The organism is Gynurincola endophyticus (genome assembly GCF_003991195.1).
Taxonomy (GTDB): Bacteria; Bacteroidota; Bacteroidia; order Chitinophagales; family Chitinophagaceae; genus Gynurincola; species Gynurincola endophyticus.
On the sequence record NZ_RCWL01000001.1, the window covers coordinates 767,400 to 785,540 of the forward strand.

Annotated in this window: 10 protein-coding genes and 1 tRNA gene; 9 read left to right on the forward strand and 2 right to left on the reverse strand. The window is 40.5% G+C overall.

What is annotated here, in order from left to right; translation table 11 throughout:
• Positions 1-30 precede the first annotated feature (30 nt).
• Together D9O48_RS03145 and D9O48_RS03150 are read left to right on the forward strand one after the other, a co-directional pair.
• Positions 31-1,071 carry a hypothetical protein gene (locus D9O48_RS03145; RefSeq protein ID WP_126970483.1) on the forward strand — a complete coding sequence of 347 codons (1,041 nt, stop codon included), beginning with the start codon at positions 31-33 and terminating at the stop codon, positions 1,069-1,071.
• Between the two features lie 426 nt (positions 1,072-1,497).
• Positions 1,498-2,451: an alpha/beta hydrolase family protein gene (locus D9O48_RS03150; RefSeq protein WP_158624798.1), complete on the forward strand. Its 954-nt coding sequence runs from the start codon at positions 1,498-1,500 to the stop codon at positions 2,449-2,451.
• 84 nt (positions 2,452-2,535) lie between these two features.
• On the opposite strand, the gene D9O48_RS03155 is transcribed toward D9O48_RS03150, so the two are convergent.
• Positions 2,536-2,609 (reverse strand) — tRNA-Pro (locus D9O48_RS03155).
• Between the two features lie 610 nt (positions 2,610-3,219).
• On the opposite strand from D9O48_RS03155, the gene D9O48_RS03160 reads away from it, so the two are divergent.
• From D9O48_RS03160 to moeB, 7 genes are all read left to right on the forward strand, one after another.
• Entirely contained in the window at positions 3,220-10,683 is a 7,464-nt protein-coding gene (locus D9O48_RS03160) for an Ig-like domain-containing protein (protein WP_158624799.1), read from the forward strand.
• Positions 10,684-10,721: 38 nt separating this feature from the next.
• Positions 10,722-11,681 carry a PorP/SprF family type IX secretion system membrane protein gene (locus D9O48_RS03165; protein WP_126970489.1) on the forward strand — a complete coding sequence of 320 codons (960 nt, stop codon included), beginning with the start codon at positions 10,722-10,724 and terminating at the stop codon, positions 11,679-11,681.
• A gap of 38 nt (positions 11,682-11,719) precedes the next feature.
• Complete coding sequence (locus D9O48_RS03170; protein ID WP_126970491.1) at positions 11,720-12,937, forward strand: OmpA family protein; 1,218 nt, start codon at positions 11,720-11,722, stop codon at positions 12,935-12,937.
• 393 nt (positions 12,938-13,330) lie between these two features.
• Positions 13,331-14,257 (forward strand): PLP-dependent cysteine synthase family protein, encoded by a 927-nt coding sequence (locus D9O48_RS03175; protein WP_126970493.1) that lies wholly within the window; start codon positions 13,331-13,333, stop codon positions 14,255-14,257.
• Positions 14,251-14,691 carry a Mov34/MPN/PAD-1 family protein gene (locus tag D9O48_RS03180; protein WP_126970495.1) on the forward strand — a complete coding sequence of 147 codons (441 nt, stop codon included), beginning with the start codon at positions 14,251-14,253 and terminating at the stop codon, positions 14,689-14,691. The genes D9O48_RS03175 and D9O48_RS03180 overlap by 7 nt, the downstream gene beginning before the upstream one ends.
• Entirely contained in the window at positions 14,679-14,957 is a 279-nt protein-coding gene (locus tag D9O48_RS03185) for a MoaD/ThiS family protein (protein ID WP_126970497.1), read from the forward strand. Before D9O48_RS03180 ends, D9O48_RS03185 begins: the two co-directional genes overlap by 13 nt.
• Before the next feature lie 63 nt (positions 14,958-15,020).
• Complete coding sequence (gene moeB, locus D9O48_RS03190) at positions 15,021-16,181, forward strand: molybdopterin-synthase adenylyltransferase MoeB (RefSeq protein ID WP_199750482.1); 1,161 nt, start codon at positions 15,021-15,023, stop codon at positions 16,179-16,181.
• A 254-nt stretch (positions 16,182-16,435) separates the two neighbouring features.
• On the opposite strand, the gene D9O48_RS03195 is transcribed toward moeB, so the two are convergent.
• On the reverse strand, positions 16,436-17,995 hold the full coding sequence (locus D9O48_RS03195; protein WP_126970498.1) for a hypothetical protein: 1,560 nt from the start codon (positions 17,993-17,995) through the stop codon (positions 16,436-16,438).
• Positions 17,996-18,141: the final 146 nt, after the last annotated feature.

Consider the following 18,141-nt stretch of genomic DNA (forward strand, 5'->3'; position numbering starts at 1 on the left):
TATTTTTGCTATAGAAAATATTCTATCTATATGAAACTGAATAACCATTTATATGTGGCAGTGCTGGCGGGCATTACTTTGTTCACGGCAGCATGCTCAAAAGGCAGTAAAGAGGACCCTTCTGAAAAGGTACAAACCGACGTATATGTTGCGGGATATGAGCAGAAGGTCGGTGCAAGTACAGCTATTGTATGGAAAAACGGTGTGCCTTCCAGAATTACGGAGAATATCAGCTTAGTAAATGCTCAGTCAATTTTTGTAAAAGGTGATGATGTGTATGTAGCGGGTTGGGATATTCCTTCTGGCCGTACTCTGGCCAAGGTTTGGAAAAACGGCGCTCCAATCGCGCTTTCAGACAAATTATCCAACGCTTATTCCGTATTTGTATATGGCAATGATGTATATGTTGCAGGGCATGAATATGATCTTTACATGACCAGGCATGTTGCTAAAGTCTGGAAAAACGGCGTAGCATCAAGTCTTACCACCGGCAGGGAAGATGCTTATCTGATGTCTATGTTTGTAACAGAAAGAGATGAATATGCTGCGGGATATGAATATAATGGTACCCGGTTTGTTGCCAAACTCTGGAAAAACCATATTGCCACAATTTTGTCTACCTCTACGCGACCTACCTATGCTTATTCCGTATTTATTTCAGGCAGTGATAGATATGTTGTAGGAGCAGAGAGAAATGGGGCGATTAATATCGCAAAAGCATGGAAGAATGGGGGAGAGATTACATTGACTGACGGATCTAAGAATGCTGAAGCACGTGCTGCTTATATTTCAGGAAATGATTTTTATGCGGCAGGGTTCGAAAGTAATGGTACAAAAGATGTGGCGAAGATCTGGAAAAACGGTATAGCTACCAGTCTGACCGATGGTACGAATAACGCACAGGTACATGCCATCTTTGTATTGGGAGATGATGTGTATGCGGCAGGCTATGAAAGCAACGGCAGGTACGAGGTTGCTAAGATCTGGAAAAACGGTGTAGCCACCAGTTTGAGTGACGGTACCTCTCAAATGTTTGTGACAGCTATGTACGTGGTGCAGTCGGAGAAATAGTCACATTTAAATAATTCTAAAGAAGAAGAATGAAACCAACAGGTATATCATTCTTTTTTGCTATAAGTACTGGTTTTCTATCGACAGAATTCGACAGAAAAAAGGCGCACTATTGTTTACAAGAGTGCGATGTTGAGAAAACAATTTTACAGAACAAAAAATATTAGAGCTTTTAAGAATATAAAAATACGCATATTTTTTTAGGTTATAAGTGTTTTTATATAATGACTAAGCAGCTGCTAGGTTGAAAGCAGTGTATTCATTATCCGCAAAGCCAATCTTATTGGCTTTTTTTGTATTTTAGCTAACAGAAGTTGGTTTCTGCTGCGGGGCGTCTAACTCGAAACTTTCCGCTTCGTTTTCTTAACACTTCGCAAAGCCGCGATCTGATAGCAGCAATTTTACACAGATCATAATAAAAGTATAATGACAAAGACAGGCAAAATTTTAAGCGTATTGAAAAGAATTATAATCTACAGTTTAGCAACCATTTTGATCTTAGTAATTAGTGGATATGTATATTTATATGTATTGCCCAAAGGTCCGGACGTAACAGAAGCAAGGCCTTTAAAGAATGGTAAAGATGTGTTCGTTATGTATGCCTATACAGACAGCAAGAAAAAATCAATCAGAGTTTGGACGTTCAAGCCAGAGCAGTGGGGTGATAATGACAAAATCGTTTTTGTAATGCACGGTGGCGGCAGAAATGCTGAAGACTATTTAAATGCGTGGCAGGAAATCGGAAAAGAACATAATTTACTAATCGTCGCACCTGAATTTGAAAACTCCTTATCCCGGTACACTACCAATGACTATCAGGAAGGCAATCTTTTTACATTTTTTGGTACTAAAAACTCTCATGAGAAGTGGGCTTTTCAGGTTATAGAAAATATATTTGATCACATCAGGAATACTAATAATATTACCAATTTGAACTACAATATTTTTGGACATTCAGCTGGTGGGCAGTTTGTTCATAGAATGATACTATTTTACCCCGAATCAAGAATTGAAACCGCCATTGCAGCTAATGCAGGACTTTATACATTTATTGACGAATCAATAAAATACCCTTATGGAGTTAAAAATGTTGAACTGCAAAACGATAAAGTCAGGAACGCTTTTGAAAAACAATTAGTTTTATTGACAGGTGAATTGGACAATAGTTCAAAATTAGGCACCTTTACTGCAACAGCTTTAGCAATGAAACAGGGAAGTAACAGATTAGAGAGAGGAGCCTATTTTTTTGAATATTCAAAAGAATATGCAACAAGAAATAAGTTTCCTTTTAACTGGAAGATAGATACAGTACAAAATGTAGGACACGATTACAGAAAAATGTCAGAAAGCAGTGTTGAGTGGATAAAGAATTTTCACTAACATTTTGACGTCAATGCGTTATTGACAAATATTTGAGAAGATGATTTTAATAAAAAAGGCACCATTTAAAATGGTGCCTTTTTGTCGGGAAGACAGGATTCGAACCTGCGACCCCCTGGTCCCAAACCAGATGCGCTACCGGCCTGCGCTACTTCCCGATCCCGGTTTGATTCGCTGTTCGTTCACTGCGAATCGGGGTGCAATATTACAACACATTTTTGAATTACAAATATTTTTTTAAATATTTTTTCATTTTTTTTTGAAAAATAAGCTCTTAATCAGTGGTTTATGAGCCTTAAAGTCAGTTCTGTACTGCGTTTCGATGATTTTTAACCTACTGTACAGAACCATTAATAATGTAGAAACAGTACCGGTAAAAAATCTCCATTTTCCACGCTCCATTTTCTACCTCTCCATTTTTTAGAATAATGTGAATAATTGTATCACTGATACCCCTCCACGATAATTTTTTTTAGCCCAACACAATTTTTTGTTAATAAACCAGTTAATATAGATACGGAAAATTCCTGTCTGAGCATCCCTGTGTGATGGATAATCGTAAATCTACGAGTTGAAAATGAGATACTTACTAGCTTAGCACGAATCATTCCTATTCCAATAACCTAAACCTCGAAATTCATGAACCAGTTGATATTATCAATCACTACCCGCACGTAATTACTATATACACTTCCGGTATATCCATTAATCAATCATCTATTGAAAGATAGGTCTGAAACCAAGTCTTAATCCAGTAATCATATGATTATGCCAAAAAAAAGCATATTATCGAATTGTCGTATCTGGACGCTGCTAGTTTTCTTACTGGCTGCTGTACAAGTATGGGGAAATAATATTTCACCAATTCGATATAGTCAATCCAGTTTTTCTTTTTCTAACCATGTAGACTTTACTGATCTTTCTGTTTTTACAGCTAAGAAAGTTTGGATATATGTAAACGGTGTGCCTGATCTTACGCATCCAAGCACCAGATTAATTATTACGCAGAATGATGCAACCGCCGACGGTCTCGAAAAAAATATCGTTACGGTACATCTGGTAGATGCAAACGGAAATCCGGTCGCCAATAAAGAAGTTAACTTTACGATTGCCGATGGCGGAATGGGAGTAGCTCCCGTAATTTTTACCAACTCGAATGGAGATGCTATCCTGCATCTCAGTTCCTATAATATTGGTGACGTTTCTGTTACCGCACGTGTAAATGGCCAGTGGATCCTCAACGGAGCCCCGGCCATTGTTCGGTTTGTAGCCGGACAAGTTGACGAAAACAACAGCGGCACCCAACTCACCGTTACTGCGAATAATGCCGAGGCAAATGATGTTGAAAAGAATGTGGTTCGGGCAATTCTAAAAGATCAGTTCGGGAATGCAGTGAAAGATCAACCGGTTTACTTCTTTATAGCTTCAGGATATGCAAATATTGTATCTCCTGATTATGTGTTTACAAACGCTGCCGGTTGGGCTGAAGTGGAACTTTCCAGCCTGGTATCCGGTGAAGTGGAAATCATGGCCTACGTAGGCTCTACCCAGATTATCAATGGTAGCCCTGCTGTAGTGAAGTTCTCTGCCGGTTCTCCTGATCCTGCAGGGGCAAATACCTATATCGATGTTGCTGTGAATTATGAGCCTGCAGATGGCGTTACACAAAACATGGTGTTTGCCGTGGTTGGAGACATCAATGGCAACCCTGTTGAAAATACTCCTGTCACCTTCTCCATATATTCTGGAACAGGCTCTTTTGTCGGTTCTAATACCGTTTTAACCGATGAATGGGGCGAAGCATTTATTCCGATGGTGAGCACGGTAGCAGGTAAAGTATATGTAACTGCAACTATTAACGGTCAGCCGATTGTTGCCGGTTCTCCTGCCGAAGTAATTTTCTCCGCATCAGATCCTGATGTTGATAATCCTTTAACCCGTTTAATCGTACACCATACCGGGGCTATTGCCAATGGGGTGGATAGAAATATTGTTCGGGTAGAAGTGGTAGACGCTAATAATAATAAAGTTGAAAATGCTATTGTAAGCTTCAGCATTCTAAGCGGTAATGCCACTTTCGACGGTGGTGAACACGTAATGACCGATGAAAACGGAGTGGCCTATGTGTATGTTGTTAGTACTACCGCAGGCGAAGTTGAACTGATCGCCAATATCTATGGAACACCAATCACTTTCGGTAGTCCGGCTAAGGTTGAGTTTGTGGCGGATATTGCAGATCCTACCGCTCCAACTACCTATTTAACGGTAGAGGCAGATAATGCCATTGCCAACGGAACCGCTCAAAATGCAGTGAAGGCCGTGGTTACCGACGCCAATGGCAACCTGATCGCTAATCAGACTATTACTTTTGCAATCGCTTCCGGTAACGGAACTTTAGTGAATACGACTGCTACTACCAATGCTGCCGGTGAAGCAATTGTTTATATTACCAGTACCGTAGCAGGCCAGGTAGGTATTACCGCTTCTATCGGTGGAATTAACATCGTTGCAGGTAGCCCTGCCGTTGTTACTTTCGTGCCCGATCAACCTGCTGTTTCACATCCGCAAACCAGCCTGTCGGTTGAAATTACCGGTGTTAAGGCTGATAATACTGAGCAAAATGCTGTTAAAGCAACTATATATGATGCCAACGGAAACCTCGTTCCGAACGCAACAGTAAGTTTTACCATTGCTTCCGGAGCTGCTACATTCGCAGGCTCTAATAATGTAGTGACCAATGCTTCCGGCGAAGCAATCATTTATTTAACCAGTAATGTGGTGGGTAATGTGAGCATCACTGCAACGGTAAACGGTTCGGCTATCACCAATGGTAGCCCTGCTACCGTACAATTCGTTGTAGCTAATCCTGATCCTACTGCCCCCACTACTCAATTAGTAGTGGTTACCAATAATGCTTCTGCTGATGGCGTGGCTACGAATAGTGTAAAAGCTGTTGTAACAGATCCTGCAGGTAACCTTGCAGTGAATACACCTGTTGTATTTTCTATTGTAAACGGTACAGGTACTTTTATCGGTAATACAACCGTTCAGACCAATCAGAATGGTGAAGCGCTGATTACATTAACCAGCCCTGTTGCCGGAAATGTTTCTATCAGTGCATCGATCAACGGTGTAACGATTGTAAACGGAAATCCTGCCGTAGTTACTTTCGTTGTAAATAATCCTGATGTTAACAATCCTCAAACAAGAGTTGAACTGATTAAGAACCCTGCCGAAGCCGATGGCGTTGACCAGGTAATCGTTCAAATTACTTTAATTAATAAAGATGGAAATCCTATCACCGGCCAACAGGTTGATTTCACAAAAGGAAATACCAATTTCCAATGGATCACAGGCCCTACCGTAGTTACCGATGCGAACGGACAGGCACAGGTTATACTGGTGTCGAATATTCCGGGACAAGGAAATATTACCGCTACGGTAAACGGAAGCACTGCTATCCAGAATAATCCGGTATTGGCAGAGTTCACATTACCGGTAGTGGTACCTACCCAGCCAACTACCAGACTGGAAGTGAATATTCCGGCTGCTCTGGCTGATGGATTGGAAGAAGTGGAAGTATTTGCTTATGTAACCAATGCGGCAGGTAATCCTATTATTAATCAAAACGTAGGTTTTTATATTATTGACGGTGTGGCTAACTTTCCGGCCAACGCAGTTGTTACCACAGATATCATGGGTCGGGCAGTACTTCGTTTAAATTCAACTGTTGCCGGTATAGTAAATATCGGAGCAATGGTAAACGGAGTAGATATTGTGAACGGTAAACCCGCACAGGTAACATTTGTTACACCAACAGTGAATCCTTCACACCCTTCTACACAATTAGTAGTCACTATTCCACAGGCATTAGCCAATGGAACTGCTATGACTGTTCTAAAAGCGGTATTGGTAGATGGTATCGGGCAACCGGTAACTAATACGAATGTATTGTTCTCTATTGCCAGCGGTACTGCTACCATGACCAATGGCGCGAATGCCAGTACCAATGCAAACGGCGAAGCGTGGTTATACTTAACCAGCACTACTATCGGACAGGTTTCAATTGAAGCTACTGTAAACGGACAACCAATTGTAAACGGTTCTCCGGCGATCGTTGAATTTATCGATCCGAATAATCCGACCACTCCAACACCTTTCTATGAACTGATTGTGGTACAAACCGGTGCAAAAGCTGACGGAACCGAACAAAACTCAGTTCGTGCGAGATTGCTGGACGGTAACGGAAGTCCTATTGCCGGTGCTAATGTAGAATTTGCGATTGCTTTCGGTAATGCAAGTTTTACCGGTGCTAACACCGTAACTACCAATGCAAACGGTGAAGCCATCATTCATTTAACCAGTACTGTTGTAGGTAATGTAAGAATTACTGCTACTTACAATGGAAATAATATTACAGTAGGTAGTCCTGCTGTGGTGGAATTCGTTTTAGACGATCCGAGTGTTACTGCTCCAACTACTTTGATTGAAGTATTGAGAACAGAAGCGAAAGCTGACCTGTTTGACAGAAACAGAGTACGTGTGGTATTAACGGATGCTTCCGGAAACCCTATTGCCGGTGCTGCTATACAATTCACGATTGCCAGCGGAACCGCTCAGTTTGTAGGATCAGGTACAATTATTACCGATGCGCACGGTTCTGCTGTTGCTGATTTAATCAGTAACGTAGTAGGTGCGGTAAATATAACTGCTACTTATAACGGCCAGCCAATTGTAAACGGTTCTCCCGCTCAGGTGTTGTTCGTGGTAGATCAACCTGATCCTACTGCAAATACCACCAGACTGGAAGTGGTTTCTACAGGTGCTTCTGCCGATGGAATTGCAGCAAACCAGGTGAAAGCAGTGGTAACCGATGCCAATGGAAACATTGCAGTTAATACTGCTGTTGAATTTTATATTGTGAATGGTGCCGGTGCTTTGGTTGGAAGTAATATCGTACACACCAATGCGCAGGGTGAAGCTGTTATTAATATCACCAGTAATGTAGCAGGCAATGTACAGATCGGTGCCAGCATCGGCGGCGTGGATATCGTAAATGGTAATCCTGCTACCGTCAACTTTGTAACACATACTCCTGACCTTACGCACGGTTCTACTATTGTAACGGTTGAAAAAGATAATGCCGAAGCAGACGGAACCGATGTGGTTAAAGTAAAAATAAAAATCGTCAATAAAGATGGTAACCCTGTTGCCGGTACTTCTGTTAACTTCAGTTCTGCAAACAGTAACTTCCATTTTGTAACCGGTAACGGCCCGGTAGTTACAACTGATGCAAACGGTGAAGCGGAAGTTTGGTTGACTTCAACGGTGGCCGGACAAGGAAATATTACAGCGTCGGTTGGAGGTAACACTACCATTCAGAATAATCCGGTAACAGTACACTTTATAACACCAACGGTAAATCCTACACAGCCGGATACAAGACTGGAAGTAACCATTCCTTCTGCTCTGGCGAACGGAACAGCTGTTACTGAAGTTGAAGCATATGTAACCAACGTATCCGGTACTCCTTTAGCCGGACAAACGGTAGGTTTTTACATCATCAGTGGGGTGGCTAACTTCCATACGGTGAGTTATGCAGTAACTGATGCCAATGGAAGAGCATTTGTTCAATTAGTATCCAATACAGTGGGTAATGTTTCGGTAGGTGCTATTGTGAACACAGTAGATATCGTAAATGGTAAACCTGCACAGGTAACCTTTACCAATCCGCAAACTCCTAACCCGGGTAATTCTGCTACGGAATTGGTGGTAGTCACAGCTACTGCACCGGCAGACGGATTTACTCCTGCTTCAGTAAAAGCACATGTAGCAGATGCAAATGGTGACCCTGTTAACAATGCAACAGTGGTATTCTCTTTAACCGGTGTAGCTGCTACAACATCAGGAACCACTGTTACCACCAATGCTTTAGGTGAAGCGTGGATTTATTTAACCAGTATGGTTGACGGAACTGTAGATATAACCGCAACTGTAGAAGGGGTAGCAATCACCAACGGCTCACCTGCTACCGTTACTTTCACAGTGGTAGATCCTGGTAATCCCGGTAACCCTGTATATCAGTTATCTGTAGTACAGAATAATGCGAAAGCAGACGGTGTTGCTGAAAACCGTGTACGCGTATCATTGAAAGATGCAACCGGTAATGCCATAACAGGTGCAACGGTTGAGTTTACCATTGCCGGCGGAACAGCTCAGTGGACAAATGGAAATACCGTAACGACGGATGTAAATGGTGAAGCTGTAATTGCTTTAACCAGTACAACGGTAGGCGTAGTACAGATCACAGCAACTTATAACGGAACAAATATTACTATCGGTAGCCCGGCTATAGTGAACTTTATTATTCCGGATGCGGATGTAGATGCACCAACGTCCAGAATTGATGTAGTACACAGCGGTGCTATTGCCGATTTAAATGATAAAAATGCAGTTGAAGTAACCCTGACCACCACACATGGTGACCCGGTAGCGGGAGAAACAATTGTTTTCTCTATTGCCAACGGAACAGCTCAGTTGATCGGTTCTGCTTCTGTAGTAACTAATGGAAACGGTAAAGCAGTCATTTACCTGATCAGTGGAACTGTAGGTGCAGTAAATATTACTGCTTCTTATAATGGTCAGCCGATCGTGAATGGTTCACCGGCAACTGTATACTTTACCGAGGAAACTCCTCAGATGAATCACCCGAATACAGCATTATCAGTAATTCAGGATAATGCACAGGCTGATTTACAACAACAAAATATTATCAGAGCTACTGTGGTAGATGATAATGGTAATCCGCTGGCCGGATATCCTGTATTGTTCAGTATTGATGCAGGTGTAGCTGCACCGGTTAATACCAGTCCGGTAACCACTGATGCAAATGGTATCGCAGAATGGAGATTGATCAGTGATGTGGTAGGTGCTGTACAGGTAAGTGCAAGTATTCACGGAATCAGTTTTGTAAACAACAATCCTGTAACGGTAACCTTTATTGCAGCTGAGCCTTCAGTAGAATCGTCTCAAACAAAACTGGAAGTTACACAAGACGATGCTATCGCCAATGGGGTGGCTGAAAATCTGGTAAAAGCAACCATCACCAACTTATTAGGTGCACCTGTATCCAACCAAACCGTTGTTTTTGAAATTACGAACGGTACGGCTACCATGTCGCAGAATGCAACAGGTACTACAGATGCTAATGGTGAAGTTACTTTACATCTTATATCAACAGTAGCCAATGAAGTAAGCATCAGAGCGGCTGTCAATGGTGTATATATTATCAATGGCAGCGAGGCGGTGGTGACATTCGTTGCCGGTGCTATTGATTTCTCACACGACTCAACTTACATCAGAGTGGTGAAAGACTCTGCACGTGCCAATGGTACAGCAACAAATATTATTCAGGTAAAACTGGCAGATGCATTCGGAAACGTTATCGAAGGCGAGGATGCAGTATTTGCAATTGAATCAGGTGTGGCTCAACCGGTGGGTGCTTTAACAAGAACCTCCGATGAAAATGGTATTACCACAATTTCTTTCAATAGTACTACCGACAATGAAGTGGAAGTAACAGCAACTGTTAACGGTACAACTATTACCAATGGCAGCCCTGCTACAATAACCTTCTTGCCAATGCCGGATGTTACACACAACAATACCCGTTTAGTAGTGGTGGTGGAAGATGCGTTAGCCGACGGAGAAGACAGAGTTGCTGTGAAAGCAGTGATCTATGATTCTCACGGAAATGCTGTGGCTGATGCCAACGTACAATTCCTGATTGCCAGTGGAGTGGCCAACTTCGTCAACAGCGGATCGGTGGTAACCAATGCGAATGGTGAAGCAGTAGTTTACCTGGTGTCGAACAAAATCGGAATGGTAACGCTTACGGCAACTGTAGAAGGTACAGCCATCATTAACGGTTCTCCTGCAAGAGTACAATTTACCGAGCCGGAAGTTTACATGCCTAAAGTATTTACACCGAACGGCGATGGTCATAATGATGTATTAAAACCTTACCTGGCAGGATTAGATCAAATGAATTTGTTCAATGTTTACAACAGATGGGGTAACCTGATTTTCTCTTCTAAAAATGCCAATGAAGGCTGGGACGGTACCTACAGAGGTCAGCCTCAACCCAATGAAACCTATGTATGGATCATTGAGGGTATTAATAAAAAAGGAGAAAAGGTAGTGAAGAAAGGAACCGTAACATTAGTAAGATAAACAGACATTTTCAAGCAGTGCTTTTAAAACAATATCAAATGAAAAAACTCATTCTTCTGGTGATCATCGCCATCACATCACTCAGTACTTATGCGCAGGAGATCAACTACGCACGTGTACAGGATATGGCTATATGGTACAACCAATCATTGAAGACTGATAAAGACAATACCCTGCGCCTGAATTACCGGAATGTTCAGGTGGCCGGAATGATTGCCTACAATAGCATTAGCGCAATGGTGGATATCCCTTTGGTGAAGCGTGAAAAGAAAGTGGAAGAGAAAGGTTACTTTAATATCAGCCTCGGAGCAGCTTCGGATAAAAGCAATCAGGGTATTATGAATAATACAAGTGGCCTTTTAGGCGTTTCATATGCAGTACCGATTGCGGAAGGCGTATACGTTGCAGCCGGTTTTCAGGGAAGCTTCTACCAAAGCCGCCTGAATACCAGCGGAGACGGAGTGTTTGGCGATCAGCTGAGTAAATATGGGCCGATCAGCGGAGCCATTTCAAGCGACCGGTTCGCAGCCGGTTGGAAATATGATCACTTCAGACTGAACGCCGGCGTGTCTATTTTCGGAAAAGATGAAATGTCGAAATGGTATTTCGGGTTAAGTGCACTGCAATTGAATCAGCCTTACACCGATATCCTGAAACTGGATGAGTATAAACTACCGACCGGTTTTTCACTGCAGGGTGGTTATACTTACTTTACCGAATCAAAAGATGAAATCGGAGGACACCTTTCGCTGAACTGGCAGGGCGGTGCTTATAAACACTTTTTTTACGGATCATTTGTGAAAGAAGTAGACGATAAACAAGAAATAAAAGTAGGGGCAGGAATCGGTTATCGTTTTGAAGATGCAGTTGTTCCGGCCATCGAAGTACATTATCAGAAAATGTTGTTCAATTTATCATATGACGTGAATATATCATCGTTAAATTCAGCAGGTGTTAAAAGAAATGGTCTGGAACTGATGCTGAAACTGAACTTTTAATGATGATAAATTTTTTAAAATCCTGAAAATTTATTCCAATGAAAAAATGGTATTACTTATTAATCGCCATTCTGGTAACTTCTAACGCTTTTAGTCAGGAGAAAAGCTGGGATACCCGTTGGTTTGTGGCGCCCGGTACCAAATTCCAATTCCAGGAATTCGGAATGTTAGAGAAAAAACAATACGGAAATGCTTCCAACGCAACTGACCTTAAATTGTCTGAACGAGGTAATTTTTCCATCATGGCGTCTGCTTATAAAAACTTCTCCGGATTTATAAGCGCCAGCTTTGAAGCGGGAATTTCCAAAGGACGATTCGCCCGTAACGGACACATGATCGGTACCAGTGATAATAAAACACTGAACATGATCGGTGCCAATCTTTATTTCCACCTGCTACCCGCAAGAAATAAAGTACAACCCTATGTAACCGTTGGAGTGAACAATATGATCAATGATGAATCCTTTACTTCTGTACCAGCAGGAGTGGGTGTGAAATATACAGGAAGAAAAATGATGTTTCTGGCACAGGGCGCTTATGGCCACGCAATTAGTGCCAATGCAAATAAAACAATGTTTTATACCGCCGGATTACACATTGCTATTAATAACAAGAAAAGCAAGAAGTCTGATAAAGACAAAGATGCTTCAACGTCTAAAAAAGATAAGAAAAAAGATAAAGATGAGGATAATGAGAAGTCTTCAAAGAAAGACACCACTATCCAGAACATCACCAATAACTTTTACATTAACCTGAACCTCGATTCAATCGTGAATGAACGCGTAAAAGGTCTCGAACAAGGTGCCGGTAATGGAACTAAAAGAAATGGTTACCGCGACGAATATGATGTGCACGGTAATATTCTGGAAATGTTCGATAATCAGGATTATAGAGTAGAAACCGTTGACGGAAAAACTCAAACAAGATTTGTCGTTTACTTCTATTATGATGATTATTCAATCACTTCAAAAGCCTTCCAGACAATTGATAAGATTGTGGCCATTATGAAAAGTGATCCTAAATACTTTGCAGAAGTAAAGGGACATACAGATAATGTAGGTTCCCAGGAATTTAACCTGAACCTTTCAAAGAAAAGAGCACAAATGGTATACGATTATATGAACAGTAGAGGAATCGGATCTGACCGTCTGCTAATGCTCTACTACGGTAAAGAAGAACCCGTGGCTGATAATGCAGATATGAATAAAGTATGGCTGAACAGACGCGCTGAAATTATTTTAAAAACTAAAGATTAAAGATAGTCCCCAACATGGTTGGGGATTTTTTTATGTGTTCATGAATGATGCCGTTCGGTTTTCATAATATCTTGTTAAGTATTGGCCGTCTTTCTAAAAAAAATGAATGATAATCAGGAAATAGGAGTCGGTTTCCTGCATAACCGGATTTTAGGCCTCAAATAAAATGCGCTGATTTAAAAAATAGTCTATCTTTGTGGTAGAGTATATTTTTATGTTATTAAATGTCAACCATATTATCACTTGTTGTTGCTGTTGTTGTACAGCAAAGGGATATTTATTGGGTGGACATTCGAATGAATGATTATGACTATATAGTATATATACATATATTAATTTGGTGAGCCCCCAACGTCGTTGGGGGCTTTTTTTTACATATACATAACTAAACATATGATACAGGTACAGGATCATATTGAGCTGCTGCAGATTGTTAAAAAACAAATCGGCCATACGCCTTTAATGCCTATTCGGAATTTATGGAAAAACGAACGGGTAAAAATTTATGCAAAACTGGAGTGGAAACAATTGTCGGGCAGCGTAAAAGCCCGCGCCGCTTTCAGAATCTTTGAAAAAGCCATTTTAAACGGACACCTGAAACCCGGCATGGCCCTGTTAGACGCTTCCAGCGGAAATACAGGAATTGCTTATGCAGCTATCGGTAAGAAATTGGGAATAGAAGTGGTTTTGTGCATTCCTGAAAACGCTTCGAAAGAAAGAAAAGAGATTTTAACAGCCTCTGGAGCTACGATTATTTACACTTCAAAATATGAAGGAACTGATGGAGCACAGCTAAAAGCAAAAGATTTGTATGCGCAATATCCCGACAGGTATTTTTATGCCGATCAGTATTCCAATAAAAATAATTATCTCGCCCACTATTATGGTACCTCACTGGAAATATTAAACGAAGTTCCGGGCATTACCCATTTTATCGCGGGTGTTGGTACTTCCGGAACATTTATTGGAAACAGCTTACGCTTTTTAGATCAACCGGTTTTTATAGAAAGGATTGCATTACACCCCAACAATCCTTTACACGGACTGGAAGGTTGGAAACATCTTGAGACCGCTATTGTTCCTCCCATATATCGCGCAGATCTGGCTACCGAACACCGGAGTGTCGATACGGAAAAATCATATGCACTCATCAGAGAAGCTTACAGAACGGAGCGATTGCAATTAAGTCCTTCATCGGCAGCCAACCTTGCCGGTGCATTAGAGTTGGCAACATCGTTAAAAGAAGGAGTGGTTGTAACAGTGTTTCCGGACAATGCGGATAAGTATAGTGAAGTAATACAAAAAATAAAACCATGGTAATAATAAACGAAAATCCTTTACAGGTAATGATAGCAGATGCTATCAAAGCATTTCCTGATGAATGTTGCGGGTTTTTATTCGGAAAAGAAGATGCAGCTGGTAACCGGATAATCGAAAGCGTATTACCGGTAATTAACTCAAAGGAAGGAGATAAACGCAGGCGTTTTTATATCGCACCGAAAGATTATGTGAAAGCTGAATTATATGCAGTAGAAAAAGGATGTTTGTTGTTAGGAGTGTATCATAGTCATCCGGATCATCCGGCAATACCCAGTGAACACGACCGTGTGGCTGCACAACCCTTTTTCAGTTATGTGATCTTATCGATAGTGAATCAACAATATGCAGACATTAAATCATGGCAGTTAAATAATGACTCACAATTTGAAGAAGAAATTATTCAATTAAATAAAATAGAAATATGGCAACCGTAATTATTCCAACACCGTTGAGAAAGTTTACCAATGCGCAATCCACTGTACAGTTAAAAGGAGAAACGGTAGCGGCGGTGATAAAGCAACTGGTAACCGAATTTCCGGATCTGAAAAAACATTTATTAGATGAACAGGAAGCAATCAGAAGTTTTGTAAATGTCTTTTTGGGTGAAGATGATATCAGAGACCTGGATAACACTGCAACCGGCGTAAATGAAAAGTCTGTGATCAGTATTATTCCGGCAATAGCAGGAGGGAGGATGTAGGCAATTAATAATTAAGAGTTAAGAATTGAGTGTGTTGTTTGATTAATCAATAAAAAATAGTTTATGTCTATCAGCGAAATTAAATTTTCAACAGAAGAACTGGCCCGGTATGACCGGCATATCATAATACCGGATTTCGGACTGGCAGCTCAGCAAAAATTGAAGGCTGCAAAAGTGTTGGTGGTAGGTTCGGGTGGATTGGGAAGTCCGCTATTACTTTATCTGACTGCTGCAGGAGTTGGTACAATTGGTATTATAGATTTTGATGTGGTAGATGATAGTAATCTTCAGCGACAGGTATTATTTGGTGTGGAGAATGTAGGAAAACCAAAAGTAGAAGCGGCGGTGAACCGGTTGAAGGGTTTGAATCCGCATATCAGATTTGAAGTATATAACACCAGGCTAACGGCTCAGAATGCCTTGGGTATCATAAAAGAATATGATGTGGTAGCAGATGGAACGGATAATTTTCCCACCCGATACCTGGTGAATGATGCTACTGTGTTACTGGATAAACCAAATGTATACGCTTCTATTTTTCAATTTGAAGGGCAGGTTTCTGTATTTAATTATGTAAATGAAAAAGGAGAGAGAGGCCCTAATTACAGAGACTTGTATCCAACCCCGCCACCACCGGGTTTAGTACCCAGTTGTGCCGAAGGCGGTGTATTGGGCGTATTACCCGGTATTATCGGAAGTTTGCAGGCCCTGGAAGTTATTAAAGTAATTACAGGGGTCGGTGAAACCCTGTCTGGCCGGTTTTATACTTTTGATGCACTAACGTTTACCAATAGAACATTTAGAATAGCTGCACGGAAAGATAATCCATTAAACGGTGAAAATCCTTCTATTCAGCAATTGGTCGATTATGAAGCATTTTGCGGATTGAAGGCACCGGTGAAAAGTATCAAAGAAGTTTCAATAAGTGAGTTTGTTGAATGGAAAGAACGGGGAGAAGTGGTTCAGGTGATTGATGTGAGAGAACCGCATGAGTATGAAATAGCAAATATAGGTGGAGATCTGATTCCGCTGGGGGGCGTCAGTGCTGCGCATGAACAAATCAGAAGAGATGGCAAAGTGATTGTTCATTGTAAAATGGGCGGGCGGAGTGCTAAAGCGATTCGTGAACTGGAAGAAAAATATGGATTTGATAATTTGTATAATCTGAAAGGGGGTATTTTATCGTATATAGATGACGTGGATCAGGAGTTAGTGCGATATTAAGTACGCAGCTCATTTTTCGAAATTTTTAAATTTTTTTTAAAGGAAATCATCTAATAAGATAAGTACTACGTATAATATAAAGTAAGCGTCATGATATCTTGTTCATTTGGTTAGTTTTCTTGTTGTCTTATCCCGAAGTTACTGCCATGCCTCCTCCAAAATCACCCGGGCATGGTAGTATGCGGGATTTGAAAAACTATAAATATTTTACTCTAAAATAGAAACCGGTTGGAAGAACCGGTTTTATGTGACGTTTATTTTTTTAATTTATTTCTCGAATCATTCAGGTATTTGTTTCTGATAATGGTTTGAACGGGAACATTATCTATTTTACTTTCTAACCATGAAATAACGTCCAGGTACATAAACGCACGTGTTTCATATGGATTATGCTGATGTTTTTTTAACTTATCTAACAATTGAATGAATGCAGGTTTTAGCTGTGAAGGTGATAGCTTAAAAGACTTTCGTAAGAATTTGAAAATTTCTTCTTCAGTAACGGAAAGATTTTCCATTTTCGCCATGAAACGATACACAGATTTAAACAGGTATTCCAGTAAATCGTAGTTTTTTAATTCATAGTGTGCAATCAAATGTAATAATCTTGAATAACATTGCAGATCCGTTCTTAAATCGACCTTCCAGTTAATAATTTTATTAAGATAATCAATAGAGGTATTGTAATCACCGCTACCGAAATAGAGCGATGCTATTTTATAATAAAAAACCAGTACTCTGTGTCTGTCGAGGTACAATCTGTATTCTTCCAGTTTTTCTTCTATGGTAGGTACGATCGCTAAACCTTCTGTAAAAGTACCTTCCAGAAAATATTGATTAATTTTTGCAATATGCAGGTATACGAATACCTGTATAGTGGTGTTGATGTTACGTTTAACGAGTGGAGACTCGCTAAACTCTTCAAACATTTTTAAATCGCTCGTGAACTTCTGATAGTTTTTCAGATCAACGTGCGCCGTTAAAAGGTTATGGACACCTTTTACAAAGTGCATCGTTTCCAATTGCAGCATTTCAGGATTAGCTTCAAAAAGATTCACCCACTTCTGACAACTCTTATAATACAATAGCAGGTCGTGTCTGATAAATCCAAACCAGCAATAACATTGGTACTTATATAATTTATCATAAAAGCCGGTAGCGTTATCGGCTTCTTTAGGATAATTTAAGGCGAAAAAGTCACGCAGATTTTTTTCATCTTTTTCATTGCGTGCATGGCCGTTGTTAATGTACCAGCTATACAACAGAAGCGACAGATTTGATAACCTTGCCGTTAAGGTCAGTTTCGAATTGATCATTTCTGTATCTATCGCCAGTTGTTGCGCACGGTCTTGCATACTTCTGGTAATATGCAGGCTTTCGATCTGTTTTTCGAAAAAAAGTGCCTGTAGTACAAAACTGTATTGATGGTATTGACCGGCCGTTTCTTTTAACTTGTCAAGTACTTTCAGGCTCTGATGATAGAGGCCTTTGTTGTAAAGAATCCTGGCGTGGTCCATCTGCTCGTGCAACTCAATATCAATATAATTTTCCTTGTTCAGTACCCGCAGGCTGGCAAGGATTTGTTTATAAAGATGAGCCTTAATATTAGATAACTGCTGTTTTTTGATGGAAGGGTTCTTTTTGAGCAAAGCATTCTCATCATAATCATCCATTTTGTCGAGAGCGTCGAATAATTGTACGACTTTAAGCTCTTCTGAGGATGAATTACGTTGTACATATAGCTTAAAATTCCTTTTTTCTGACTTTTCAAGCGAATGTACTAATTGAAACAAAGCGTCTGTTGATCGATTGGGCATCGTATATAAATCCTGTTAAAACAATTGAAATACAATACTTTATATATGCTGGTTACAGCTTTAAGAAGTGTAAATTACATAGAATTTTGATTTTCTTTGGCGGATATGAAGGAATAATTTCGAAATAGAGAAAAGTGGCTGAGCCG

Coding starts and splice junctions, on each gene's coding strand:
- D9O48_RS03175 (WP_126970493.1), top strand. CDS start 13,331: ATGATACAGGTACAGGATCATATTGAGCTGCTGCAGATTGTTAAAAAA.
- D9O48_RS03165 (WP_126970489.1), top strand. CDS start 10,722: ATGAAAAAACTCATTCTTCTGGTGATCATCGCCATCACATCACTCAGT.
- moeB (WP_199750482.1), top strand. CDS start 15,021: ATGTCTATCAGCGAAATTAAATTTTCAACAGAAGAACTGGCCCGGTAT.
- D9O48_RS03195 (WP_126970498.1), bottom strand. CDS start 17,995: ATGCCCAATCGATCAACAGACGCTTTGTTTCAATTAGTACATTCGCTT.
- D9O48_RS03185 (WP_126970497.1), top strand. CDS start 14,679: ATGGCAACCGTAATTATTCCAACACCGTTGAGAAAGTTTACCAATGCG.
- D9O48_RS03145 (WP_126970483.1), top strand. CDS start 31: ATGAAACTGAATAACCATTTATATGTGGCAGTGCTGGCGGGCATTACT.
- D9O48_RS03160 (WP_158624799.1), top strand. CDS start 3,220: ATGCCAAAAAAAAGCATATTATCGAATTGTCGTATCTGGACGCTGCTA.
- D9O48_RS03150 (WP_158624798.1), top strand. CDS start 1,498: ATGACAAAGACAGGCAAAATTTTAAGCGTATTGAAAAGAATTATAATC.
- D9O48_RS03180 (WP_126970495.1), top strand. CDS start 14,251: ATGGTAATAATAAACGAAAATCCTTTACAGGTAATGATAGCAGATGCT.
- D9O48_RS03170 (WP_126970491.1), top strand. CDS start 11,720: ATGAAAAAATGGTATTACTTATTAATCGCCATTCTGGTAACTTCTAAC.